At 64.5% G+C, this 21,678-nt stretch carries 26 protein-coding genes; 18 read left to right on the forward strand and 8 right to left on the reverse strand.

From position 1 onward, the window contains the following. The coding region (locus SAJA_RS11620; RefSeq protein ID WP_148070967.1) for a transposase at window positions 1–391 on the forward strand (391 nt) is incomplete at its 5' end. A 31-nt stretch (window positions 392–422) separates the two neighbouring features. On the opposite strand, the gene SAJA_RS11625 is transcribed toward SAJA_RS11620, so the two are convergent. Both SAJA_RS11625 and SAJA_RS11630 read right to left on the reverse strand, forming a co-directional pair. Next, window positions 423–1,223 (reverse strand): formate/nitrite transporter family protein, encoded by an 801-nt coding sequence (locus SAJA_RS11625; RefSeq protein WP_123658843.1) that lies wholly within the window; start codon window positions 1,221–1,223, stop codon window positions 423–425. A gap of 28 nt (window positions 1,224–1,251) precedes the next feature. Next, on the reverse strand, window positions 1,252–2,733 hold the full coding sequence (locus SAJA_RS11630) for an APC family permease (RefSeq protein WP_123658844.1): 1,482 nt from the start codon (window positions 2,731–2,733) through the stop codon (window positions 1,252–1,254). A 32-nt stretch (window positions 2,734–2,765) separates the two neighbouring features. Here SAJA_RS11630 and SAJA_RS15235 point away from each other — a divergent pair, with 32 nt between their 5' ends. Continuing rightward, complete coding sequence (locus SAJA_RS15235; RefSeq protein WP_123658845.1) at window positions 2,766–3,095, forward strand: hypothetical protein; 330 nt, start codon at window positions 2,766–2,768, stop codon at window positions 3,093–3,095. A gap of 468 nt (window positions 3,096–3,563) precedes the next feature. On the opposite strand, the gene SAJA_RS11640 is transcribed toward SAJA_RS15235, so the two are convergent. Beyond that, window positions 3,564–5,012, reverse strand: a complete 1,449-nt coding sequence (locus tag SAJA_RS11640; RefSeq protein ID WP_123658846.1) for a Na+/H+ antiporter NhaC family protein — start codon at window positions 5,010–5,012, stop codon at window positions 3,564–3,566. Between the two features lie 231 nt (window positions 5,013–5,243). Between SAJA_RS11640 and SAJA_RS11645 the strand changes: the two genes are divergently transcribed. The 5 genes from SAJA_RS11645 (at window position 5,244) to SAJA_RS11665 (ending at window position 8,263) form a co-directional block, all read left to right on the forward strand. After that, entirely contained in the window at window positions 5,244–6,512 is a 1,269-nt protein-coding gene (locus SAJA_RS11645) for an MFS transporter (protein ID WP_123658847.1), read from the forward strand. Between the two features lie 90 nt (window positions 6,513–6,602). Continuing rightward, complete coding sequence (locus tag SAJA_RS11650) at window positions 6,603–6,824, forward strand: addiction module protein (RefSeq protein ID WP_123658848.1); 222 nt, start codon at window positions 6,603–6,605, stop codon at window positions 6,822–6,824. Next, the gene (locus SAJA_RS11655) at window positions 6,821–7,066 is read left to right on the forward strand and encodes a hypothetical protein (RefSeq protein ID WP_123658849.1); all 246 of its coding nucleotides are present in this window, start codon (window positions 6,821–6,823) and stop codon (window positions 7,064–7,066) included. The genes SAJA_RS11650 and SAJA_RS11655 overlap by 4 nt, the downstream gene beginning before the upstream one ends. A gap of 22 nt (window positions 7,067–7,088) precedes the next feature. Next, a complete protein-coding gene (locus tag SAJA_RS15555; RefSeq protein ID WP_123658850.1) occupies window positions 7,089–7,382 on the forward strand; it encodes a type II toxin-antitoxin system RelE/ParE family toxin in 294 nt (97 codons plus the stop codon). A 14-nt stretch (window positions 7,383–7,396) separates the two neighbouring features. Further along, on the forward strand, window positions 7,397–8,263 hold the full coding sequence (locus tag SAJA_RS11665; protein ID WP_123658851.1) for a LysR family transcriptional regulator: 867 nt from the start codon (window positions 7,397–7,399) through the stop codon (window positions 8,261–8,263). Here the strand turns inward: SAJA_RS11665 and SAJA_RS11670 are convergent, their stop codons facing one another. After that, complete coding sequence (locus SAJA_RS11670) at window positions 8,264–10,843, reverse strand: endonuclease/exonuclease/phosphatase family protein (RefSeq protein ID WP_123658852.1); 2,580 nt, start codon at window positions 10,841–10,843, stop codon at window positions 8,264–8,266. Between the two features lie 127 nt (window positions 10,844–10,970). After that, a complete protein-coding gene (locus SAJA_RS11675; RefSeq protein ID WP_123658853.1) occupies window positions 10,971–12,482 on the reverse strand; it encodes a condensation domain-containing protein in 1,512 nt (503 codons plus the stop codon). A gap of 181 nt (window positions 12,483–12,663) precedes the next feature. Here SAJA_RS11675 and SAJA_RS11680 point away from each other — a divergent pair, with 181 nt between their 5' ends. After that, on the forward strand, window positions 12,664–13,566 hold the full coding sequence (locus SAJA_RS11680; protein WP_123658854.1) for a 1-acyl-sn-glycerol-3-phosphate acyltransferase: 903 nt from the start codon (window positions 12,664–12,666) through the stop codon (window positions 13,564–13,566). Here the strand turns inward: SAJA_RS11680 and SAJA_RS11685 are convergent. Further along, window positions 13,514–14,134 (reverse strand): LysE/ArgO family amino acid transporter, encoded by a 621-nt coding sequence (locus SAJA_RS11685; RefSeq protein WP_123658855.1) that lies wholly within the window; start codon window positions 14,132–14,134, stop codon window positions 13,514–13,516. The two genes, SAJA_RS11680 and SAJA_RS11685, sit on opposite strands and share 53 nt — an antisense overlap. 35 nt (window positions 14,135–14,169) lie before the next feature. Between SAJA_RS11685 and maiA the strand changes: the two genes are divergently transcribed. Further along, window positions 14,170–14,844 (forward strand): maleylacetoacetate isomerase, encoded by a 675-nt coding sequence (maiA, locus tag SAJA_RS11690; protein ID WP_123658856.1) that lies wholly within the window; start codon window positions 14,170–14,172, stop codon window positions 14,842–14,844. Here the strand turns inward: maiA and SAJA_RS11695 are convergent, their stop codons facing one another. Then, on the reverse strand, window positions 14,845–15,546 hold the full coding sequence (locus tag SAJA_RS11695; RefSeq protein ID WP_123658857.1) for a Mut7-C RNAse domain-containing protein: 702 nt from the start codon (window positions 15,544–15,546) through the stop codon (window positions 14,845–14,847). 86 nt (window positions 15,547–15,632) lie between these two features. Here SAJA_RS11695 and SAJA_RS11700 point away from each other — a divergent pair, with 86 nt between their 5' ends. Next, window positions 15,633–16,229 (forward strand): pseudouridine synthase, encoded by a 597-nt coding sequence (locus tag SAJA_RS11700; RefSeq protein ID WP_123658858.1) that lies wholly within the window; start codon window positions 15,633–15,635, stop codon window positions 16,227–16,229. Here SAJA_RS11700 and SAJA_RS11705 read toward each other — a convergent pair. Beyond that, a complete protein-coding gene (locus tag SAJA_RS11705; protein ID WP_123658859.1) occupies window positions 16,226–16,717 on the reverse strand; it encodes a metallophosphoesterase family protein in 492 nt (163 codons plus the stop codon). The two genes, SAJA_RS11700 and SAJA_RS11705, sit on opposite strands and share 4 nt — an antisense overlap. A 69-nt stretch (window positions 16,718–16,786) precedes the next feature. On the opposite strand from SAJA_RS11705, the gene SAJA_RS11710 reads away from it, so the two are divergent. From SAJA_RS11710 to SAJA_RS11745, 8 genes are all read left to right on the forward strand, one after another. Beyond that, entirely contained in the window at window positions 16,787–17,518 is a 732-nt protein-coding gene (locus tag SAJA_RS11710; RefSeq protein WP_123658860.1) for a ParA family protein, read from the forward strand. 36 nt (window positions 17,519–17,554) lie between these two features. Next, window positions 17,555–17,989: a DUF3015 family protein gene (locus tag SAJA_RS11715; protein ID WP_123658861.1), complete on the forward strand. Its 435-nt coding sequence runs from the start codon at window positions 17,555–17,557 to the stop codon at window positions 17,987–17,989. Between the two features lie 41 nt (window positions 17,990–18,030). After that, window positions 18,031–18,336, forward strand: coding sequence for a hypothetical protein (locus SAJA_RS11720; RefSeq protein ID WP_123658862.1), 306 nt, complete (start codon window positions 18,031–18,033; stop codon window positions 18,334–18,336). Between the two features lie 188 nt (window positions 18,337–18,524). Next, window positions 18,525–19,016 (forward strand): DUF2147 domain-containing protein, encoded by a 492-nt coding sequence (locus SAJA_RS11725; RefSeq protein ID WP_123658863.1) that lies wholly within the window; start codon window positions 18,525–18,527, stop codon window positions 19,014–19,016. A gap of 38 nt (window positions 19,017–19,054) precedes the next feature. After that, window positions 19,055–19,468 carry a DUF4174 domain-containing protein gene (locus tag SAJA_RS11730; protein WP_123658864.1) on the forward strand — a complete coding sequence of 138 codons (414 nt, stop codon included), beginning with the start codon at window positions 19,055–19,057 and terminating at the stop codon, window positions 19,466–19,468. After that, window positions 19,468–19,845 carry a DUF2237 family protein gene (locus tag SAJA_RS11735; protein ID WP_123658865.1) on the forward strand — a complete coding sequence of 126 codons (378 nt, stop codon included), beginning with the start codon at window positions 19,468–19,470 and terminating at the stop codon, window positions 19,843–19,845. The genes SAJA_RS11730 and SAJA_RS11735 overlap by 1 nt, the downstream gene beginning before the upstream one ends. Before the next feature lie 81 nt (window positions 19,846–19,926). Further along, the gene (locus tag SAJA_RS11740; RefSeq protein WP_123658866.1) at window positions 19,927–21,288 is read left to right on the forward strand and encodes a WS/DGAT/MGAT family O-acyltransferase; all 1,362 of its coding nucleotides are present in this window, start codon (window positions 19,927–19,929) and stop codon (window positions 21,286–21,288) included. Window positions 21,289–21,296: 8 nt separating this feature from the next. Further along, window positions 21,297–21,614 carry a hypothetical protein gene (locus SAJA_RS11745; RefSeq protein WP_123658867.1) on the forward strand — a complete coding sequence of 106 codons (318 nt, stop codon included), beginning with the start codon at window positions 21,297–21,299 and terminating at the stop codon, window positions 21,612–21,614. Window positions 21,615–21,678: the final 64 nt, after the last annotated feature.

The raw sequence follows: 21,678 nt of genomic DNA on the forward strand, positions 1-21,678 counted from the left end.
GCAGGATCGGGACTTGTTGGAAAGTATTCCGGGCGTCGGCCCCAAGGTCTCGGTGCGTTTGATGGCGACACTACGGAGTCGGCTATTCGACAGCGCCCGCCAGGCAGCGGCGTTCGTCGGGCTGGTGCCGGTGCCGCATGAATCCGGGAGTTCGGTGCGCGGGCGCCCCCGGCTGTCCAAGGCCGGGGCCCCGGCGCTTCGACGCCGGCTGTATATGGCGGCCGTCGTGAGTCTGCGCTACAACCCGGATATCGCCGCGCAATATCACCGCCTGACGGCCCGCGGACAGTCCAAGATGAGCGCTCTTGGGGCCGCCATGCGTAAGCTCGTCCATATCGCGTTTGGCGTGTTGAAACATCAACAGCCTTATCAACCTCAAATCGCTCAGTGAGCCGCTTGGTTTCAGGCGGGCGAGATGGTATCTAAACTTTTTCCTGTACCTGGCCATAGGCCAATAGCGAAAACAACAACGTGCCGCCGATCACGTTGCCAGCGAAAGCCGGTATCAGGAACTGCAGGCCCACCTGGCCGATATCGATCTGCCCGGCGAACCACAGCAGATACGCCTCGGCCGAGCCCACGATGATATGCACGAAGCTGCCCAGGCCGATCAGATACGTCAGGATCAGAATCATCCACAGCTCGAACCCACGCGAGTTCGGCAGCATCCAGACCACGGCCGCGATCAGAAACCCGGCCGGCACCGCCTTGATCAGCATCATCCCCGCCGAGTTGTCGAAAACCGGCTTTGACAGGCTGATCAGGGCATCGATCTGGGCCGGCGTGCCCATCACATAAAACGTGAACCACGCGATGATCAGCGTGCCCAACAGGTTGCCCAACAGCACGATGACCCACAGCCGCGCGGCCTTGCCCAGCCCGCGTAACGAGAAATGCCGGGCCAGCGGCAACACCACGGTGATGGTGTTCTCCGTGAACAGCTGCATCCGCCCCAGGATGACGATGAGAAACCCGAAGGCATAGCCCAGGTTGCTGACCAGACCGCGCCACGGTGCCTCGGGCAAGGATTCATAAAAGAACGCCTTGCCCAGCACCGACATGCTGATGGCCAACCCGGCCGCGAGTGCAGACCACCAGAGCGAGAGCGCCGACCGGGCCAGCTCCTCCTCGCCGTCGCGGCTGATGGCCTCGAAGACCGCCCGCGCGGTCAAGCGCGTGCCGTGTATTTCCTGCGCAGACGCATTGCTGTTGTGTTCAGCCATGGGCTAAGCATGTGATGTGATTACAAATTCATGCCCATACGCTGCGTGCTGCACGGCGCTCTGGCAAGTTGCCTACAACCGACTGAACCACAATCGGCTCAGGCGCCGTATCAGCGTGTGTCTGGCCCAGTCGGCGCGCCGGTTCCAGCCCGTAGCGCATGCGCGCCCAGACATAGAGCGCCAGCCCCACACCCATCCAGATCGCGAACAGCAGCCATTCCACCGGCTTCAACGCCGACGGGCTCATCGGCAGATAAAGCGCGATGATCGCAAGCGAGAGCACGATCGCGATCACACCCAGGGTGATACCGCCGCTGGTACGAAACGGGCGCGGCATGTTTGGCTCACGCAGGCGCAGCACGATGAACGACGCGGCCACGAACAGGTAAGCGATCACGATGCCCAGCCCGCCCGCGTCCACCAGCCAAACGGCCGTCGAACGGCCGAAAAACGGCGCGATGGTGCTCACCAGACCGATCGCCAGGATCGCGACATAAGGCGTGCGATGTTTCGGGTGCAGCCGGGCGAAGATCGCCGGCAGCATGCCCGCACGCGCCAGCGCATAGATCGCCCGCGAGCCGCCGATATAAAACGCGTTCCAGCTGGTCACGATGCCGGCCATGCCGGCCAGCACCATCAGCTTGCCCGCCCAGCTGGCACCAAACGCCGCGGCCATCGCCTGCGGCACGGCCAGGCCGTCGGGATCGATCCCGGCAGCACTCAGGACATAAGCCGTGCCAAAGATCATCGCGGCATACCAGACCACGGCCAGCACAACGGAAACGATCAACAGCCGGCCGATATCGCGGTGTGGCAGATCGATCTCCTCGGCCGCCTGCGGGATCACGTCGAAGCCCACGAACATGAAGGGCACCATGATCAGCACCGACAGCGCGCCCGCGGCCATACTCGGCTCACCGGTGAAAAGCGGCACGAGATTGGATTCGCTGCCCGTGAACAAGGCACCGGTGAAAAACATCACGCCCACCACCGCGATCAACAGCGTCACGAGCTTTTGCACGAGAGCCGCCGTACGCACGCCGACATAGTTGATGCTCATCATGACCAGCGAGCCGATAACGGCCACGGCGACCCATGTCGCCTTGACCTCGAAACCGGCCACCGTCCAGAGATGGCCCACCGCATAGCCCGGCGCCAGATTCTCGATCACCGTGGGCAGGGCCACGGCCTCGAAGGCCACCACCGTCATATAGCCCAGCACGATCGACCAGGTACACACGAACGAGGCGAAATGCCCGAGCCCGCGATACGAATAGACATGCTCGCCGCCGGCTTCCGGCATGGCCGCGGCCAGCTCGGCGTAGGTCAGCCCCACACAGACGATCGCCAGGCCGCCAACGATGAACGCCAGCACCGCGCCCAGCGAGCCGGCGGTCGTGATCCAGTGGCCGGTCATCACCACCCAGCCCCAGCCGATCATGGCCCCGAAGGCCAGGGCCAGAACATCCTTGCGGGCCAGCACACGTACGAAACGCGCGGTATCGGTCATCGCGATCTCTCAAGCAGGAAACGTTCATTAAAATGCAACGTTCGGGCCAACACGGCAATACGCGATCGGTCACATCCATCTGGGCAACGCTACGGATCCCGTTGGCCGGGCTGACCTGTTATCGTTATGGCCAATTGAATCACCGGCATAACGGAAAGAACACGATGGATGTAAACGACTGGCAGAGCCTGGAACGCGACGACAAACGCGGCTTCGAGATCCTGGGCCGTGAACAGGGCATGGGCTGGGAAGTCGAAGTCCGCTTCGACGGCGCCATCGAACCCAAGCGCGATTCCGAATCCGCCAAGGATCGTCAAGAAGCCGTGAAAGTCGGCCGCGAAATCGCCATGGCCGCGCTGTAAGCGCTGCGCCAAGATGGTATCGAGCCGGCCCCGTTCTGCGGGCGCCGGCTTTTTTGTGCCTTTCGTTTATGGAAAAGCATTATCGTCCGCAAATGAACGCGAATACACGCGAATAATACAGACGGTTTTTTTATCCGCAGATGGACGCAGATGTTACGCAGATGGCTTTTAAGGCAAGCGCTGCCTTGAGTCGGCGCTGCTCTTCGAGCCAATCAAACCCTTTACGACTGATTTTTCTATCTGTTTTCTATCGGCGCTAATCGGTGTTCATCAGCGGATTGTCTTCTGCTTATTCGCGTTCATTCGCGGACGATTTTCTGTATTCGTCACCACGAATTCGGGCAGGTTTATTCGCCGACAGACATTCCCGTCATTTCTTTTTATCTGTCTTTATCTGCGTAAATCGGCGTCTATCGGCGGATTGCCTTCGTCTTATTCGCGCGCATTCGCGTCTATTCGCGGACTGATTTACGGCTTGGATCGGCCGGCCTTGTCAGGGGTGGATTCATACGTCAGCCCCCAGCTGGTGAGTGCCGCAAACAGCATGATCAGCAGCAGGAACCAGCCCTGGAAAACAAATGGAAAGACCGAGGTCGGCGTGACGATCGGCAGCCAGTCGTATTGGCCCTGCATGGACTGGATGGTGGCCCAGCCGAGCAGGATGGGCGCGCCCCAGGGGAAGATATAGCCGAGCGCCGAGGTGACGGCGTCCAGCATATTGGCTCGCCGATAACGATGGATGTTGTAGCGCTCGCCGATCTCGCGCACGAAGGGTGCCGCGGCGATCTCGGCCGCCGTGTTGATCGTGATGGCCGAGTTGAGCACGGCCACGATCAGCCAGTTGGAGAACTCGGCACGTTTGACCGAATCACCGATCCAGACCACCAGCCGGCTGGTGATGGCTGCCATCGTGCCGCCGGCACGCAGCAGATGGGCCGCGGCCACGATCAGCAGGATGAGAATGGCCATGTTCATATAGCCCTGTACGCCCGATACCAGCGCGCCACTGACGACGTCCGGCGCCTCGGGATTGAAGGCGAACACGTCGGCAAACGTGCCGGTGCCGGCGATGATCATCGTCGGCACGGCCGCGATCATGCCCCAGGTCAACGAGGTGATCAGGTGATGGCCGGTCAGGGCCAGTACCAGCACGAGAACGAAGGGCACGAGCATGAACAAGCCGGCGACGTCCGTACTGTTCAGCAGGTTGGTCAGCGCCTGATTGCCGACATCCACGCCGGCCGCCCCCGCGCCGCCAAAGATCACGAACAGGATCAACGAAGGCACGGCCGCGGCGATCGAGTACTTGAAGCGCGAGCGCACCACGCCGGGCACATCGGCGTCCTGCGTCGTCGCCGACACGATGGTGGTATCGGACACCGGGGCCAGGTTATCGCCGAAGATCGCCCCGGCGAGGATCGCGGCGAACAGCATTACCGGATCCGCGTTCAAGGCTACGCCGGCCGGATACATCAACGTACAGAACGCCACGGTGGTGCCATAGCCCGTGCCCACGGCGGTCGAAAACACGGCCGCCAGCACGAAGGTCAGGCCCACGAACAGCCCGCCAGTGGCTCCGGACTCACCGCCCAGCCAGACCAGGCCCTCGACCAGGCCACCGGCCTGGAGCACCTGGGCGAACATGCCGGCATAGAACCAAGCCACGATCGCCACCACGCCCACCGGCTGGGTCATGCCGGTGAACAGGTTCTGGGCATAGTCGTGCCAACTGCTGCGACAGAAGAACAGCCCCAGCGTGATGCCGAACATCGCCCCCATCACCAGCCCGATCTCCGAGGTCAGCCCGGCCACGCTGGTGGTGATCGCCCAGATCACGAAGAACAATAACGGGACCGCCGCCCCGAAGGCGCCGAGCCGGAAATTCAGGGTCGAGGCGTCCGCACTCGCATCATTCATAGAAACGTCTTCGCTGGTGGGGTCAAACGACGGCGATCCGGGCGAAAGCCGGCGCGTCGTACGCGTCGTAGTATCCAGACGCGGGGCGGGTCGGTCTAGCCGTATCGCGGTTTCGTAGGCGTCGCGCGTCATCTGTTTGCAGATCTGCAAAGCGTGTTTGCAGCCGTGGCGGATTCGTGCCTGAAGAGCGCTGACTAGCATGCACGCTGTGTCCTGCGAACCGATTCGATCATGTCTGCATCAACCGCCGCCGCACTACCCGCACGCGTTACCCGGCGCCAACAGCTCGTGGCTGTCGCCCTGGCCGGCCTGGCCATCATCACGGCCGGCTCGTTCACCACATTGTCCGGGTTGTTGACCGCCGAACTCAGCCAGGCGCTCGGCTGGTCCAGCCATGCCACGGCAGCCGGGGTGGCCGTGAACATGGCGCTCTATGGCGCGGCCGCGCCGTTTGCCCTGCACGCGATGACGCGCTTTGGCATCCGGCGCGTGACCCAGATTGCGCTCACGCTGCTTATCGCGGGCAGCGCGCTATGCGCGTTGGGCAACGTGTGGCTCTTCAACATCGCCTGGGGAATCGTGGTCGGCGGAGCCACGGGGGCCCTGACCATGGCCTACGGCGCCTTCGTGGCCCGGCTATGGTTTGAACACACCGGTACGGCCACGGGTGTGCTGACCGCGGCGGCCGTGATCGGCCAGTTCGCGTTTCTACCGGGCTGGGCCTGGCTGGCCGGCGTGTTCGGCTGGCAGGCGGCCCTTGGTGGCGCGGCCGGCCTGGCCGTCATCACGATCGTGGCCCACGCGCTGTTCATGACCGAGCGCGCCTCGGGCGTAACCAGTATCCAAGCGCGTCATCTGGATTCAGGCGAGCGCCTGGCTGACGTACTGGCCGTACTGCGCGCAGCCGTCCGCCAGCCCACCTTCTGGATCATCGCCGCCCATTTCGCCATGTGCGGGGCCACCACCAACGGGCTGATGTGGTCGAGCTTCACGCCGGCGGCCGTCAATCACGGCATGAGCACCGAAGGGGCCTCCACGATCCTGCTGTTGATCGGCCTGTTCAACGTGCCGGGCACGATCGCGGCCGGTTGGCTGTCGGATCGGATGAGCCGGCGTGCGCTGCTGGCCACGGTGTTTTTGCTGCGGGCCGCCACGCTCGCCCTGCTGCCCTGGCTGTTCACCGATCAGATCACACCCACGCTGATTGTCTTTGGCGTGGTCTTCGGGCTGTTCGACGTGGCCACCGTGCCGCCGGTCATCGCCCTGGCCAATCAGGTATTCGGCAACCGCGGGCCGGCTGTCTTCGCCTGGATCAACGGCGCGCATCAACTGGGCGCGGGTGCCATGGTGGCCGCCGGCGGGCTGATCCAGGGCGTCACCGGCTCGTTCTTCGGGCTCTGGATCCTGGCGGCCGCCACCTGTGTGACGGCCGCACTTACGGTCTATGCCAGTCAGTATCGGCCGGTGGATGTGGGCACAACCGCGGCTGCGGCCGGCTGATTGGGTCAGCTGCCGCCGCGCGCCAAGATAAGTTTACGTGCCAGAGCAACGCGCTTATTCTCATCAAGCAACCGACAGCCGGAGGATGGCATGGGCAATGCGGCCAAACAGATTCTAGAAAAGGCGCTGGGCCTGTCCGCCACCGAGCGCAGCGCACTCATCGAATCACTCTTGGCCAGTCTCGACCAACCCGATCCGGCTATCGATACGCGCTGGGCCGAGGAGGCCGAGGCCCGGATCGATGCCGTGGACCGCGGCGAAATGGAAACTGTGTCGGCAGACGATGTGTTCGCCAAATACGGCGATTCTTGACGCCTCGTTTTTACAAAGCGGCCGAGCACGAGCTCGACGAAGCGGTCGCCTTTTATGACGCGCAGGTGCTAGGGGCTGTTGCCGTTTCGTACGAGCGCCGCGTTGGCGCCCAAAATCTGGCCAGGCAAGGCGCGAGCCGCAGGGCGTGGCGTGCCACGATCAAGGTGAGCAACGCCGCATGGCCAGATTTTGGTCCCAACCCTTCGGGACAAGCGCTGTTTTGCGGCAATACAGCGTTCTAGCCCACTAGCGCAGGATGACTGCGTGGCGTGGGCTACGCCTCGTCTTGCCGCAAAACAGCGCTTGGCGCGGACTCGTACGAAACGGCAACAGCCCCTAGGCCTGGGCGCCCGGTATCGAGCGGCCGTTCGCGAAGCCTTGTCGCAAATCGAGCGTTTTCCTGAGGCTGGCACGCGATTGAGTCGGCGTACCCGTCGGCGTCTGGTCAATCGCTTCCCGTACGGTATCGTTTATCGCCATACCGATGACGGAATTTTCGTCGTGGCAATCGCGCATCTGCACCGTAAGCCGGAATACTGGCGCGATCGGCTTCGATAGCCCGCTGGCTTGCCATGCCCGAACTCACCGACTGGGACCCACTGCGCTTGATACTGGCCATCGCCCGGGCCGGGACGCTGGCCGGTGGGGCGCGGCGGCTGGGTATCAGCCATGCCACGGCATATCGCCGGCTCGGGCGACTCGAAGCCGATCTGGGCGAGACATTATTCACCCGCGATCGCGACGGTTATCTCGCCACGGTGCCTGGCCAGCGTCTTGTTGAGGCCGCCCGAACGGCCGAGCAGGCGATTCGTGCGGCCGTGGCGCCGGCCGAGACGACCGAGGCGGGCCTGGCCGGGCAGCTCACGATCGCGACGACGGAGCTGTTGTTCGAGGGCGTGCTGGCCGCGCTGTTCCAGCGGTTTCAGGCACGCTACCCAAAGATCGCGCTGGATATGGTCATCGCAAGCGACGTCGAGAATCTGGCCCATCGCGGCGTGGATATTGCGATTCGCCCGGGCAATACGCCGCCCGAGTATCTGATCGGCCGGCCGGTGGGCCGGATCGCGCAAGCTGTTTATCGGCGGGCCGATGACACAGCCGAGCGCTGGATCATGCCCAGCGCCGAGACGGGTTATCACGCGCTCTTGCGTTGGCACCGCGAGGCAGGCCATGCGGCGGCGTATTTGACCGTGAACACCGAGCTTGCGGCGTATCGCGCCGCGCGGGCGGGGCTGGGCGCGGCCGTGTTGCCTTGTTATCTGGCCGAGGCCGACCCGCAACTCGTACGCCACGGCCCGCCGATCGCCGAGCTGGCCACCGATTGCTGGCTGCTCATGCACCCGACCCAACGGGCCGCGCCGCTCGTCACCCTGTTTTCGAAAACGATCGGCGTACAGCTGGCCGACGCGCTCGCGAGCGCGCCGGCCGCCTCGGATTGATCAGCGCTTGGCCAGGCCGGTCGGACAGGTGGCCCGCCCCTGGCTTGGAAACAGTCGGCCATTCGGCAGATAACAATTCACACGGGCCTGGGCGTCCGGCAGCGCGAACTGTAGCCGGATCGGGTCATGATCACTGACCTGTTCGGCGAACTCGGCGTTGACGTGCACGACATCGATCTGGCGCAGGGCTTGTTTGAGCGCCGGGGTCACAAAAGCATGATCCAGCGCCTGCGAATTGCCCTGAAAGATATAGGTATAGCGCGCCGCCGGCGTGAGCGTGTTCAACAGATCGCTGACGACCGGCGTGCCGGTATCGGCCCCGGTGAGGGTGAGCAGCGGCGGATTGAAATTGAACTCGTTGAAGTCGCCGACCACGGCGATCCGCGCGTCAGGCACGGCGGCACGGGCCTTGTCGATAAAAGCATTGACGATCGCGGCCTGGCGCGTTCGCTTGTCGGCCCCGCCGTTGATCGGCGGCTGGATCGCGCCGAACAACGAGGTGCTGCCGCCCTTGGACGTGAAATGATTATCGATGACCAGCACGCGCTGGCCGTTGAACACGAACAACGCGGCCAGCGGCTTGCGGCTGTTGGCAAACGCTGAATCCTGCGGCTGGATACGCCCGGGGTTGGCCGAAATCGTCAACGCGCCCTCTTGGGTGGCCGCGACATCGACCGCCGTCGTGGCATCGCCCTTGGCACCGACATCGGCCAGCGTGACCCGCGCCGGGTTATACAGATAAGCCACACGGATATTGCCACCCGGCTGGCCGCCGTTGCTGCCCGCGACCGGCGCGATCTCGGTAAAGCCATAGCGCGGCCCGCCGGCCGCCACGATGGCATCCGCCAGGCGCGATAGCGTTGCATCGGCCGACGTCACGCCGTCGCCGCGGGCCGAACCCGTGTTGTCCTGGACTTCTTGCAGGGCAACGATATCCGGGCCTTTCAGCCGGCCTGCGATCTGCCGGGCAATGGCCGCGAACTTGCCGTTTGCGATATCGGCATCGCCGTCATCATCATTCGTGTCGAGATTCTCGACGTTATAACTGGCCAGGCTCAATACGTCGCCGCCGATCAGCGTATCCGCGGTTTCAGGGGCCAGGTCGCTGGGCGCGGGGGCGGCCATATCGGCCGGGCGGATCTCGAACTGGCCGAAGGCATAGCCCAGCGTGCCGGTGATGGTGTCGAAATGGGCGCCGACGTTGATCGCGGCATCGGTGAGTGCGCCGGCCTCGACCTGGATGCGCTCGGGGTTGTAGTCAATCTGCGGGCTCTGATCGATGATCGTGATGCCGCCGCGGGCGTTGATGCCGGTGGCATGGGCGCCGTCTTCGGCCACGACATAAAGCTCGCCGAACCGGTTCACGGGGGAGACGACCCGGGCATCGTTCACGCGCACCTGCATGGATTCAAGCGACTCGTAAAAATCCAGCCCGTCTTCGTTCGGATCGAAGACGTTCGAGTCGTTTTCGATCACGTTGCCGTTGGCATCGTCTTCGATGATCTCGGTGGGCGGCAGCCGCCCGCCGGCGCCGATGACGACCGGGGTGATCGTGCGGCTCGACAATACCGTGCTGGCCGCTGACAGACGGGCGATGCCCTGCCCGCCCGTGGCCGTGATCTCTGTCACGGGCAGCGACTGGCTGTCGTTGCCGGCGAAGTATTCGGTCACCCGGCCGCTGACGCTCACGGCATCGCCCACGGCGAGCGTGCTGCCATCGGCGGCCCGCGGCGCGTCGCCGGTAAAGACCTTGACTGCCTCGCTGGTGGCCGGATCGTTATCGGCGTCCGGGTCCTGAATCGTGATGCTGTTGGTGCCCACGACCGTGACGATACCGGGCACACGCGCCACGTTACGACCCTGTACCGGCGAGGCCTGGGCCGCGCCCTGCACGTCGTGGATACGCAGGCCCGTGAGTGTCTGGCCATCGCTCGGCGGCGTATCGTCCTGGCTGCTGCCATCGCCAACGGCCATATTGGCCGCACCCGGCGTGGGTGCACCCAGCGCAAACGCCCGGGTATCGCGCAGATGCCCACCGCTATCGGGCACGCGCTGAAGCGACAGGTCATCCTTGCGGCCGGTGGCATCTTCGTCGAGCTGCGGGCCGGCGACCAGGAGCGGGGCCAGTACCCGGGCATCCGCATCGCCGGTGCCATACACCACGGCATCGATGAGCCCCGCCGTGGTCACCGCTGTGCCACGGGGAAAATCGCTGGCATCACCGGTATACAGCGCCACGGCGTCCTGGCCGTTCTGTAGGCCGTTACTGCCGAACGTGGCGGCAACGCCGCTGACACCGGGGTTGCCGAGCACATAATAGCCGGCGGTCGATGTCACGGCCCCGTCCAGGTCATAGGCGGCGTAGCTTTCACCCGTGCGCCCGTTATAGAAGACCAACACGCGGCCATCGAGCGCGGTATTGCCGGCCCCGCCGTCGCTCAGCTCCACGAACTCGGCGGTGTCCACACCATCGGTATCGCTGTCGAGCTCGTTGATGGCGATCTGCGGCGCGGCCTTGGCCAGGCCAGCGACCAGTAACAGGGCCAGGGCGCTTGCGCCGGTCAGAACAGACGATTTCATGGCGGTACTCGTTCAGTCATCGATAACCTGAGCCTGCCAGTTGCAGATGGCAGTTTCATGGCCATGCACCATTCAGGTGATGAAACACGCCCGCAGCCGATGCCGCGGGCGCGCGTCTTACCTCGCCCTAGGCTGCCCGCATCTGCGGCGCCGGCTTGGCTTCGTAGGCATCGACGATCGCTTGCCAGTACGCGTGATCGCGAGCGACGTTGCAATCGCCGGTCGTGATCACCTCGTCGATGATCTGGCGAAACAGATCCGCAAATGCCGGCAGACCGGCAGCCAGCTCGGGCGTGTCCGGGTGCATGAAGTTCAGGTTCGTGCCGTGGCCGACGCGATTGACCCAGTAATGCACCGATTTGGCGTTGCGCCGTGTGCCGATGACGGTGAAGCCGTGGGCCGCCAGATCACGATAAGTCGGGATCAGGCGGGTATCGATGAACGACAGGCTAGTCATTTCCGGCGGCATGCTCGACAACGTGGGATCCACCACTTTCTGGGCCGGATAAACCGGCACGCCGATCATGAAACGCACGTCCTTGTTGGCCTGGCGCGCGGCGGCCACGGTATCGGCAAACGTATCGGCCACCGAAAACTCGAGCGGCACCGGGTGCGCGAACCAGCCCATGGTGTAGTGCTCGGCGGGCGAGCTACGGGTCGAGCGCGGGGTACACACGGTGAACGAGTCGCTGCCGCGCACCAGCCGGTCGATCAGACCGGCCACGGCCATGAAGCCCGCACTCAGCGAGCCGCCCGCCGCCTTGCAGGCGGCCTCGAACGCATCCGAATCCTCGACCGAGAGAAAATCCGGAATCGTGGTCATGCGCCCCGGGGCGAAATCGTCGCGCTCGGCCAGCCCGGTGGCGAACGAAAATCCCGGCAGCCCGCCGCCGTGCAGGGCCTGAAAACGCTGCCATTCGACGACCTGGGGTGAGTCCGGCGTCAGCTGGTTACAAAACGCCATGTCACGCCGCGCGTAATCAGCATGCGAGGCATGCTCTGGCAGATCGGTCAGGCTTTGGGCACCGGCGCGGAAGGCCTCATAGAACATCATGATTTCTTCGAAGATCATGAAGATCGAGAAACCGTCGGTCAGCAGATGATCCATGCAGATCGCAACGGTGAACTCGGGCGCATCCGCCTGGGGCCCGGCATGCTCGATACCCAGCGCACTGAAAGAGAACAGATCCCAGTCCGGAATTCGCGGCTGGCGAACATCGATCATCTCGGCAAACGTATCGCCGGGCTGGCCGGGGGCCGCAACATCCACCGATTCACCGGACAGCTCGATATCGTCAGGATGCATCGTACGACTGGCCCAGTCCCCGCTGTTCTCGTCGAAGAAAAACCCGGTGTGATAGACATCGTGACGACGCAGATGCGCCTGGCAGGCCTGGCGGAATGCCGTCTCGTCGTAGTGATCGAAAACCTTGAAGCCCAGGCCCAGAATACGTACCGCATTGCCTTTCATGTAGGCCGAGGTTTCACGACTGGAGTCCAATGCGGCGCGCTGGATTTCAGACGGCGGCACGTCTTTTTCCGGGGCCTGTGCCTGGGCCGCACGCGCTTGCGCACTGGCAAAGAACAACCGCGCCCGGCCGGTGGGCGCAGGCCAGTCTCGTAACAGATTCATTTCCATGACTTAACTCCCTGATGCGATTCGTTTGCTTGCTCTGATGGGCAAACCGCTCGTTCTGTATATGGAACGAACGTTCGGTTGTTTTATGTCACATGAAGTTATTGACGCAATACCCAGGCCAAACTGCACCGCTGGTTCGGCATGCCAATCGGTGTAAGCGCTGGGCTACAGTGGTGACGTCATGGCTTATTTTCCGGACAACGATGACGGCTTCACGACACTGCAGGCGCTGTGTCTATCCGAAGCCGCAACGGCGCTATCGGCATCGCAGCTGCTGCGATGGCTGCCGGCACGATCGCTGTCGCGCCCCCTGGCCGGGCCCAGCTGCCGATTTGCTGCCCGTCTGGCGGGTTTCGATCATGCGATCGCGCATCGTGGGCTGGCCCAGGCCGCCGCCGAGATCACGCGGGTATGGGCATCACGGCTTGAGATTCATGGCCGGCCGCCGATCGCCACGGGCCAGCCCACGCTAGTGGTCGCCAACCACCCGGGCCTGATTGATGCGGCCGCACTCCTGTCCTGCCTGGGCGGCCACGAGATACGTCTGCTGGCCGCCGACCGGCCGCTGCTGGCCGCCCTGCCGGCGCTTGCCGAACACCTGATCCCGATCAATCCCGGCCATCGTGGTCGGGCGCTGCGTGCGGCCGGGCGCCATCTGGCCGGCGGCGGCACGCTGGTGTTGTTCCCGGCCGGGCGGATTGAGCCGGACCCCGGCCATGACGGCAACGGCGCACGGGCCAGCCTGGCCGGCTGGTCACGCAGTGCGGGTGTACTGGCCTGCCAGGTGCCCGGCACGCGGATTGTCCCGGCCGCCATCGAAGGCGTGATCGCCCCCCGCGCCAGACGCCATCTGTGGGTTCGCGCCGCCCGCGCTGATCCCGCGCGCCGCGACTGGCTGGCCGCTACCTGTCAGGCGTTATGCCCGGATCGGTATCGCATCGTGCCCGGCGTTCGTTTTGCACCACCCGTCGACGGCGCAGACGATGTACACGCCCGTCTGATCGATACGATGCAGGCGCTTTATGCCTCGGCTAGACCGAACCCAGCAGATGCCAGCCGGCCCAGAACATCACCCCCGCGATGAGCGCGTCCAGGCCTTGCCAGACCCGGGGCCGGGCCAGCCAGGGTGCGGCCCGGCGCGCCCCGAAACCCAAGAGCGTGAAAAACAGCGCCGAGCCGGCAATGGCGCCCACGGCGAACGCCAGACGATGCGCGCCGTGGCTCTCGGCCAGGCGACCCAGCACCAGAACCGTATCGATATACACGGCCGGATTGAGCCATGTGATCACGAGCGTCGTCGTGACGCTGACGAGCCGTGAGGCACGCGCGGGGGATTCCGGACGCAGCCGCTGGCCCCCGCGCACCATGCGCGCCAGCGCCAACACGCCGTAGGCCCAGAGAAACAGCGTGCCGATATAGGCCAGTGCGGCTGAAACACGCGGTGCCGCGATCAACACCGCGCCCAGGCCATAGACACCGGCGGCAATCAGGATCGCATCCGAGGCCACACAGATCGCAACCACCGTGGCCACGTGTCGACCCAGCAGGCCGTGACGCAACACGTGAGCGTTCTGGGCGCCCACGGCCACGATCAAACCCAGGGCATTGGCCAGGCCCGCCAGAAAAACCCAGACCGTGTTTTCTGCTACCAAAGGATCGCCCCATCGATAAATCAGCGGACGAAAGCATGACCGATCCGACACTGACGTTGTATTCCTTCTGGCGCTCCACCGCGGCGTATCGCGTGCGGGTGGCCGCCCGGCTCAAGCATCTGGCGATCGACGAGCGCTTCATCGACCTGGACGCCGGCGAACAGCACGACGACGCGTTCCAACGCATGAATCCGATGGCCGCCGTGCCGGCATTGATCGTCGAGTCGGGCGACAACGCGCGCCAGACGCTGACCGAGTCGCTGGCGATCATCGAATATCTCGACACGCTCGTCCCCGAGTCGCCGCTTGTGCCCGAGGACCCGATCGCCCGCGCAAAGGCCCGGGCGATTGCGCAGACCACGGCCGCGGATATTCATCCGTTGATCGTGCCGCGTATCGGTACTTATCTGAAAGACAACGCCGGCATGGATGACGACGCGTGGCTGGCCTGGCGCCGCCACTGGATCGAAACCGGGCTGGCCGGCATCGAGCGTCAGCTGGCGCATGACGAGGCGCGCCAGACCTATTTCGGCGGCGAGACGATCACCATCGCCGATATCTGTGTCACCGCGATCGTGGTCATTGCTCGGGTGATCGGTATCCGTATCGACGGCCTACCGATCATCGAGGCCGCCGTCACGCGCTGTGAGTCGCTGACGGCATTCGCCGATTCTGCGCCGATGCGCCAGCCCGGCGCGCCCGAAGGCTAGCTACAGCCGGCCGCGCATGTCGGCGACATGACTGCCGCCCCAGAACAGCTTGTCGCAGGCCGGGCAACGCGCGAAACGGTGGTAGTGGGCCTTAGTCAGCGGTTCCAGCCGGTGCACGATATCGGCCTTGGCCACGGCTGCCAGCGGCGTATTGCAATCACTGCACCGGGTGAACGGCTGCATGCGACCGGCGAGGCTAAAATGCGCGACGATATCGTCGTACTGGGCCTGGGGGGCGTCATCACGCACGAAGCGCGCATGCCGCACCCGTGCCCGCTTGAGCAGGCCGCGATCGCGCGTCAGCAGCACACGATCCGTTTCGTCGCTGATCGCGGCCAGCCGGGCATCGTCGTAGTCGTTGGCATAGGCCACGTCGAAACCGGCCAGGCGCAGCCGGCGCACGAGCGCCCCCAGATGCACGTCCGCCACGAAGGCCGGGGCCGCGCCCGGCCAGTCGGCGCGCCGCTGGGCCGGTGTCATGGGCGCGGCCACGATATGCGCCGCGCTACCCGGCGCCAGCACGCCGGCCAGCGGCGCGGCCAGGCCGTCGATGCGCACCAGGCCGATTTCGGTGTGCGGCACGCCGCGCGCCTCTATCACGTCCTTCACGCCTGCCCGGCGTGACAACGCCACGGTTTGCTTGCGCCCGCGCTGGCTACGGGCGATGAAGTCGTTGAGTTCGCCGAGGAGTCGCAGTTTCATGACCGCTCTTACGTATGACCGACTGCCGGGGTTGCCGGCCAGAGGCTATCCTGTGACATGACCCTGCCAGATGCCCAGGAGACGTGATGCCTCGATCGCCACGCCGCGCCGCGGCCGGCCGCGCCAAGGCCAGGCTGGGCGACACCGGCCCTGCCCGGCTGATCGCCTTCAACAAACCCCATGACGTGCTCTCGCAGTTCACCGATGCCAACGGGCGCGCCACGCTGGCGGATTTCATCGACTGCCCCGGCGTGTATCCCGCCGGACGGCTGGATCGGGATAGCGAAGGGCTGTTGCTGCTGACCAACAACGGCCGGCTCAACGCCCGGATCACCCAGCCCGGGGAAAAGACCGAAAAACGCTATTGGATCCAGGTCGAGGGCGTGCCCGACGACACGCAATTGGCCGCCCTGGCCGCCGGCCCGAACATCAAGGACGGGCCGACCCGGCCTGCCCAGGTACAGGTCATCGACGCGCCTGATCTCTGGCCGCGCCACCCGCCGGTGCGCTATCGAAAGACCGTACCCACCACCTGGCTGGAGGTGATCATCACCGAAGGCCGTAACCGTCAGGTCCGGCGCATGAGTGCCGCCGTCGGCCTGCCGACCCTGCGCCTGGTGCGCATGGCGATCGGCAGGTGGGCGCTGGGCGATCTCGCACCGGGCGCCTGGACCGAGTTCTAACGCCCGCGCATCCGCGAGCGCGGCGTGAAAACATGCGGCGTGATCTGCCAGTCGTGATCCCGGGCGATGAGCTCTACGTAGCTGGGCCCGCCGAAAGCCCGGCTCTTGCCGGCCGCACCGGGGTTGATCAGCCAGGGCGTGGTCTCGGTGTCCAATACGCGCCGATGGCTGTGGCCGAGCACGATAGCCCGGGCGCCGGCAAAATACGCGCGCAGCCGGTCATGGCGTACCCGGGCCGGCCATTGGTGGCCGTGCATGATGGCCAGCGTCCCGCCGGGCAGATCGATCTCGGCCCGGGCCGGCCAGGGGCAATCGGCGGGGTCGTTGTTGCCGGCCACGATCTGTAGCCGCTCGCCCAGCGCGCCACAGGCGGCGGCTACATCGGCGCCGACGTCACCGGCATGAATGACCCAGTCGGCACCGCGCGCGTGGTCGGCGATCCGCGGGTCCAGATAGCCGTGGGTATCGGCGAGGATGACGATGCGCATGGGGCGTAGTGCCTGTAAATCCGGCCGCCACGATAGCGCGACGCACTTGTCTATGCTTATGATCGGGCCATGCAGACCTGGGCGATCTATAGCTTGAAGGGCGGCGTGGGCAAAACCGCCACCGCCGTGAATCTGGCCCATGAGGCCGCCGCCGCCGGCGAGCATGTATTGCTCTGGGATCTGGACCCCCAGGGCGCGGCCGGCTGGTATCTGGGCATCGATTCGGCCACCGGACTGTCGGCGAAAAAGATCGTGGCCGGCAAGGCCGCACTTGGTCGTCACGTGGTGGCCACCGCCCACGAGCGACTGTCGGTGCTGCCCGGCGATCGCAGCTATCGTCAGTGGGATGCGCTCATTCACGAGGCCAAATCACCGCGCAAGGTGCTGGAGGCGGTTATCGAGCCGTTCTCCGAAACCTACTCGCTGATGATTCTGGATTGCCCGCCCGGTATCGGCCCGCTGGCCACGGCCATTCTGCGCGCTGCCAACCGCGTGGTCGTCCCGGTCGTGCCCACGCCATTATCGCTGCGCGCGCTCGACGAGGTGATCGAGCACGTGGCCGACAAGAAAGTCGGCAAGACGCGGCTACGCCCGTTCTTTTCCATGGCCGATCGGCGGCGCAAGCTGCATCGCGAGCTGCTGGCCGCACCGCCTGCGACCATGCAGCCGGATATTGGCGTGGCCGTGGACTATGCGAGCATCATCGAGCGCATGGGCGAGCATCGCGCGCCGGTGGCCTGCTTTGCCCCGCGCTCGCGGGCGGCCGCGCAGTACCATGCGCTTTATAGCGCGCTGGCCTGAGCCGCGCGAGTTCATCGATCAACGGGCAGCTGTGCCATGACGGAATCCTTATTGCTCAAACGCCACACCGGCAAACGCCTGGCCTGGGTGCTGGCCAGCCTGGTGGCCGCGACACAGCTTGTGGCCTGCTCGGCGATCGAGGTCACCACGCGGCGCGGCCTCCAGGGCACCACCGCCGTGGGCAAGGCCAGCGGCTATACCCTCAAGGCCACGGGCAATGCCTCGGTCACGCCGCCCAACGTGCCGCGCCTGGCCGAGGCCACGGCTTTTTTTGAATCACAGCGCCGTTTTCTGGCTCGCCAGGCCGCAGCCGGCGGCGGTGAAGATATCGCGGCACTTGCCCGGCTGCTGAACAAGCGCGAGCCCGATCGCGTGGCCCGCTGGATGCAAGCCCACTACAGCGATTTGTTCAGCGACCGGTCGGTTCAAGCCTCTACAGTAGTGCTACGCATCGACGCGCAGACGATTTAGTGCGTACATTGTTAGTTCCAAGTGCAAGAAAGGCTTTTATCATGAAAAAGATTACGCTGGTTACCGCTTCCGCTCTGATGGCCTTGGGTCTTGCTGCCTGTGGCTCCAACAGCGATAACGACATGTCCGACAACGGCATGTCTGATAACGCCATGAGCCAGAACAGCATGTCCAACGACATGTCCAGCAATAGCATGTCCGATAACAGCATGTCGGGTGGCATGGACAACTCGATGTCCAACAACTCGATGTCGGGCAACAGCATGTCCAACGACATGAGCATGGACAATGACATGTCCGAGGACAGCATGTCCGATAACGACATGAGCGACGACAACAGCATGTAATAACGCGTACGGTCTTCTGGACCGTCGGGTTTGCATGGAGCCGGCATCACGCGATGGTGCCGGCTTTTTTATTGTTATCTCAAACACCTACATGCTGTCGCCGTCGACAAGAACCACGGGATTGTTCATCGACCAGGCGGGTTGGCCCGTGCTACATAAGATCTGTCCTTGTCACCGGAGCCTCTTTCATGAAACACGCCCTGTTCTGTCTATCGCTTGCCGGCACGCTCGTGTTCAGCACACAAGCCGCGTTCGCCCAATCCGCCGCCGATGCCATCACCGGCGTCTGGGAGACCAAGAGTGGGGGCTATGTTCAGATCTATCGCCAGGGTGATGTCTTTGCCGGCCGAATTGTCGGCTCGAATGACGGCAAGCCGCGCTACGACAAGAACAATCCCGATAAAGCCAAGCGCGATCAGCGCCTGCTGGGCCAGGATATCCTCAAGGGCCTGCAATACGAAGGCGACAAGGCATACGGCGGCGGCACGATCTATGACCCCAACAACGGCAAGACCTACAAGGCCAAGGCCGAGCTGACCGGGCCGGACACGCTGGATGCACGCGGCTATATCGGCGTCAGCCTGATCGGCAAGACACAGACCTGGCACCGCATCGACCCCAATAGCGAACATGTCCACGGCGAAACACTCAGCAAACCCGTGGGCGGCGCGTCACAATAGCGTGCCCATGATCGCTGTCCGACCCGAAGAGCATTTACATGATTCGATGGTTGTCTATCTGCCTGCTGGCCCTGGTCTTCATGACCGGCTGTAGCGCCAAGGACGATGGCCCGGCGCTGCCCGAGCTTGCCGGCCAGTATCGCGTGATCGCCTCGTTCACCGACTCACTCGAGCGCGCCGAGCGGCTGGCCAACGCCTTCAAGAGCGCGCCCGGCTTCGATGATCGCGACGTCGCCTGGTTTGTGGTGGCGCCCAACGGCATCCGCTCGAACCTGGCCGAGGTACCGCCCCGCGAGCGGCTGGAAAAGATACACACCGTGGACGGGTTTCAGACCGTGCTGATCGGCAAGGACGGCACGCTCAAGGCCAGCCAGCTCGGCGGGCTGGATATTCAGGCACTGATTGAAGGCATCGACCAGATGCCCATGCGGCAACGCGAGATGGGGCAATAATGAGTGAGTCCAACGCAACAAACGTACTCGGCGAGCCACTGGCCGGCTGCTGCACCGCACCGATCACCGGCTTCTATCGTGACGGCTTCTGTCATACCGGCCCGGAAGACGCCGGCGTGCATGTGGTCTGCGCGGTCGTCACCGACGCTTTTCTGAAGTTCTCGGCTGCCCGCGGCAACGACCTGGCCACGCCGCGCCCGGCGTTCGGCTTTCCCGGCCTGTCCGAGGGCGATCGCTGGTGCCTGTGTGCCGCACGCTGGGCCGAGGCCCACGCCGCCGGTGTGGCCCCGAGAGTGGTGCTGACGGCGACACACGAGGCCGCCCTTGAGCAAATCGACCTGGCGGATCTGAAAGCCCACGCCGTGGACCTGTCCTGATCCAGCGCCACGGGTGCGCACGTACTGTCATGCCGGCGTAATCAGCGTACGCTGGAAGACCGGCCCGCCAGTGTTTCCGTCATGTCTCTAGTCGACCCGATCGGTCAGCTCTTTCTACGTCTGGAAGGGCGCAACCAGCCCATGCATGTAGCCGGTTTGCAGGTCTGTGACGTGCCCGCGGGCGCCGGCCCGGACTACGTGCGTAATCTGGTGGCGCGCATGCGTGATATCACCGACGTACAGCCGCCCTTCAACCAGCGTTTGCGCATGCGCCTGGGCACCGCGTTCTGGACGCCGGATACCGCCATGGACATGGACTATCATGTCCGGCATCTGGCGCTGCCCGAGCCGGGTGCGATCCGTGATCTGCTGGCACTGGTCTCGATGCTGCACGGCGCCCTGCTGGATCGCTCGCGCCCGCTGTGGGAGACCACTGTCATCGAAGGCGTGACCGGCAACCGATTTGCGGTCTACACCAAGTTTCATCACGCCATGATGGACGGCGTGTCCGCCATGCGCCTGATCGGCCGGTATCTCAACGACACGCCGGATGCCGATACCCTCTACGTGCCCTGGCACGCGCCGCGCACGCCGAGAAAACCCCGTCGCGGCGGCCTGGTACGCAGTCTGGCCGCCGGGGCGAAACAGATCCACGGCCTGCCGGGTGTCGCCCACGCGCTGGGCATCAATCGCCAGGATGCCAAGTACGACGGCGACTATACCGGCCCGGCCGAAGCCCCGGCCTGTATGCTCAACAAGGCCATCAGCGGCTCGCGGCGCGTGGCCGCCCAGGGCTATGACATGGCCCGGATCCGCCGGGTAGCCACGGCCCACGACGTGACCATCAACGATGTCGTACTGGCCATGTGTGCCACCGCGCTTCGTCACTATCTGCTCGACAACGATGCCCTGCCACACAAACCCCTGATCGCGCTGGTGCCGGTCTCCCTGCACGGCAAGGACAGCGAGGCCGGCAACAGGGTCGCCGTGATCTACGCCAATCTGGCCACCCATATCGCCGACCCGGCCGAGCGCCTGCACACCATCGCCCGCTCGGTGGACTACTGGAAACGCCGCTACAAGCGCCTGTCTAGCGACCAGATCATGACCTTCACCGGCGCCCTGTCGGCCGCGGCCGGCCTCAATCTCCTGAGCGGGCTCTGGCCGACCAAACAAGCCTTCAACGTGGTCATTTCCAATATCCCCGGCCCCAAGGAAGCCCGGTATTTCGGCGATGCGCCGATGCAGGGCATGTATCCCGTATCGATCGTGCTCGACGGCCAGGCGCTCAACATCAGCCTGGTCAGCTACGACGACTCGCTCGAGTTCGGTCTGATCGCCTGTCGACAATCCCTGCCCAGCATGCAGAACCTGCTGCGCTATCTCGATGACGCCCTGAACGAACTGGGCGCGCCGGCAACCGAGGCGCCGTCCGCCACGTAAGCCAGGGCATGCCGCCTGTCTTGCAATGCCAGATCTGTGGCCGGGCCGAGGTACGAACCACGCGTCATCACCTCATCCCCCGGCGCACCCATCGCTTGAAGCGTATCCGTAAACGCTTCGACCGCGACGACCGCCTGGGCCGTATCCTGGCCATCTGTCGCCCCTGCCACAGCCATATCCATGCCGTGCTCGGCGAAAAAGAACTGGCCGAAACCTACAACACCCGCGCCGACCTGCTCGCCCACCCCGATATCGCCCAGTTCGCCACCTGGATCGCCGACAAGCCCGCCGGCTTCAAACCGGCGATTCGACGGCCCAAACGCTAGGGCCTGTTGCCGTTTCGTACGAGTCCGCGCCAAGCGCTGTTTTGCGGCAAGACGAGGCGTAGCA

It is taken from the genome of Salinisphaera japonica YTM-1 (assembly GCF_003788585.1).
In the GTDB taxonomy this organism is placed as follows: domain Bacteria; phylum Pseudomonadota; class Gammaproteobacteria; order Nevskiales; family Salinisphaeraceae; genus Salinisphaera; species Salinisphaera japonica.

Excerpts from the sequence above, each read along its gene's own strand:
- SAJA_RS11625 (WP_123658843.1), bottom strand. The coding sequence starts at position 1,223 with ATGGCTGAACACAACAGCAATGCGTCTGCGCAGGAAATACACGGCACG.
- SAJA_RS11630 (WP_123658844.1), bottom strand. The coding sequence starts at position 2,733 with ATGACCGATACCGCGCGTTTCGTACGTGTGCTGGCCCGCAAGGATGTT.
- SAJA_RS15235 (WP_123658845.1), top strand. The coding sequence starts at position 2,766 with ATGCAACGTTCGGGCCAACACGGCAATACGCGATCGGTCACATCCATC.
- SAJA_RS11640 (WP_123658846.1), bottom strand. The coding sequence starts at position 5,012 with ATGAATGATGCGAGTGCGGACGCCTCGACCCTGAATTTCCGGCTCGGC.
- SAJA_RS11645 (WP_123658847.1), top strand. The coding sequence starts at position 5,244 with ATGTCTGCATCAACCGCCGCCGCACTACCCGCACGCGTTACCCGGCGC.
- SAJA_RS11650 (WP_123658848.1), top strand. The coding sequence starts at position 6,603 with ATGGGCAATGCGGCCAAACAGATTCTAGAAAAGGCGCTGGGCCTGTCC.
- SAJA_RS11665 (WP_123658851.1), top strand. The coding sequence starts at position 7,397 with ATGCCCGAACTCACCGACTGGGACCCACTGCGCTTGATACTGGCCATC.
- SAJA_RS11670 (WP_123658852.1), bottom strand. The coding sequence starts at position 10,843 with ATGAAATCGTCTGTTCTGACCGGCGCAAGCGCCCTGGCCCTGTTACTG.
- SAJA_RS11675 (WP_123658853.1), bottom strand. The coding sequence starts at position 12,482 with ATGGAAATGAATCTGTTACGAGACTGGCCTGCGCCCACCGGCCGGGCG.
- SAJA_RS11680 (WP_123658854.1), top strand. The coding sequence starts at position 12,664 with ATGGCTTATTTTCCGGACAACGATGACGGCTTCACGACACTGCAGGCG.
- maiA (WP_123658856.1), top strand. The coding sequence starts at position 14,170 with ATGACCGATCCGACACTGACGTTGTATTCCTTCTGGCGCTCCACCGCG.
- SAJA_RS11695 (WP_123658857.1), bottom strand. The coding sequence starts at position 15,546 with ATGAAACTGCGACTCCTCGGCGAACTCAACGACTTCATCGCCCGTAGC.
- SAJA_RS11700 (WP_123658858.1), top strand. The coding sequence starts at position 15,633 with ATGCCTCGATCGCCACGCCGCGCCGCGGCCGGCCGCGCCAAGGCCAGG.
- SAJA_RS11705 (WP_123658859.1), bottom strand. The coding sequence starts at position 16,717 with ATGCGCATCGTCATCCTCGCCGATACCCACGGCTATCTGGACCCGCGG.
- SAJA_RS11710 (WP_123658860.1), top strand. The coding sequence starts at position 16,787 with ATGCAGACCTGGGCGATCTATAGCTTGAAGGGCGGCGTGGGCAAAACC.
- SAJA_RS11715 (WP_123658861.1), top strand. The coding sequence starts at position 17,555 with ATGACGGAATCCTTATTGCTCAAACGCCACACCGGCAAACGCCTGGCC.
- SAJA_RS11720 (WP_123658862.1), top strand. The coding sequence starts at position 18,031 with ATGAAAAAGATTACGCTGGTTACCGCTTCCGCTCTGATGGCCTTGGGT.
- SAJA_RS11725 (WP_123658863.1), top strand. The coding sequence starts at position 18,525 with ATGAAACACGCCCTGTTCTGTCTATCGCTTGCCGGCACGCTCGTGTTC.
- SAJA_RS11730 (WP_123658864.1), top strand. The coding sequence starts at position 19,055 with ATGATTCGATGGTTGTCTATCTGCCTGCTGGCCCTGGTCTTCATGACC.
- SAJA_RS11735 (WP_123658865.1), top strand. The coding sequence starts at position 19,468 with ATGAGTGAGTCCAACGCAACAAACGTACTCGGCGAGCCACTGGCCGGC.
- SAJA_RS11740 (WP_123658866.1), top strand. The coding sequence starts at position 19,927 with ATGTCTCTAGTCGACCCGATCGGTCAGCTCTTTCTACGTCTGGAAGGG.
- SAJA_RS11745 (WP_123658867.1), top strand. The coding sequence starts at position 21,297 with ATGCCGCCTGTCTTGCAATGCCAGATCTGTGGCCGGGCCGAGGTACGA.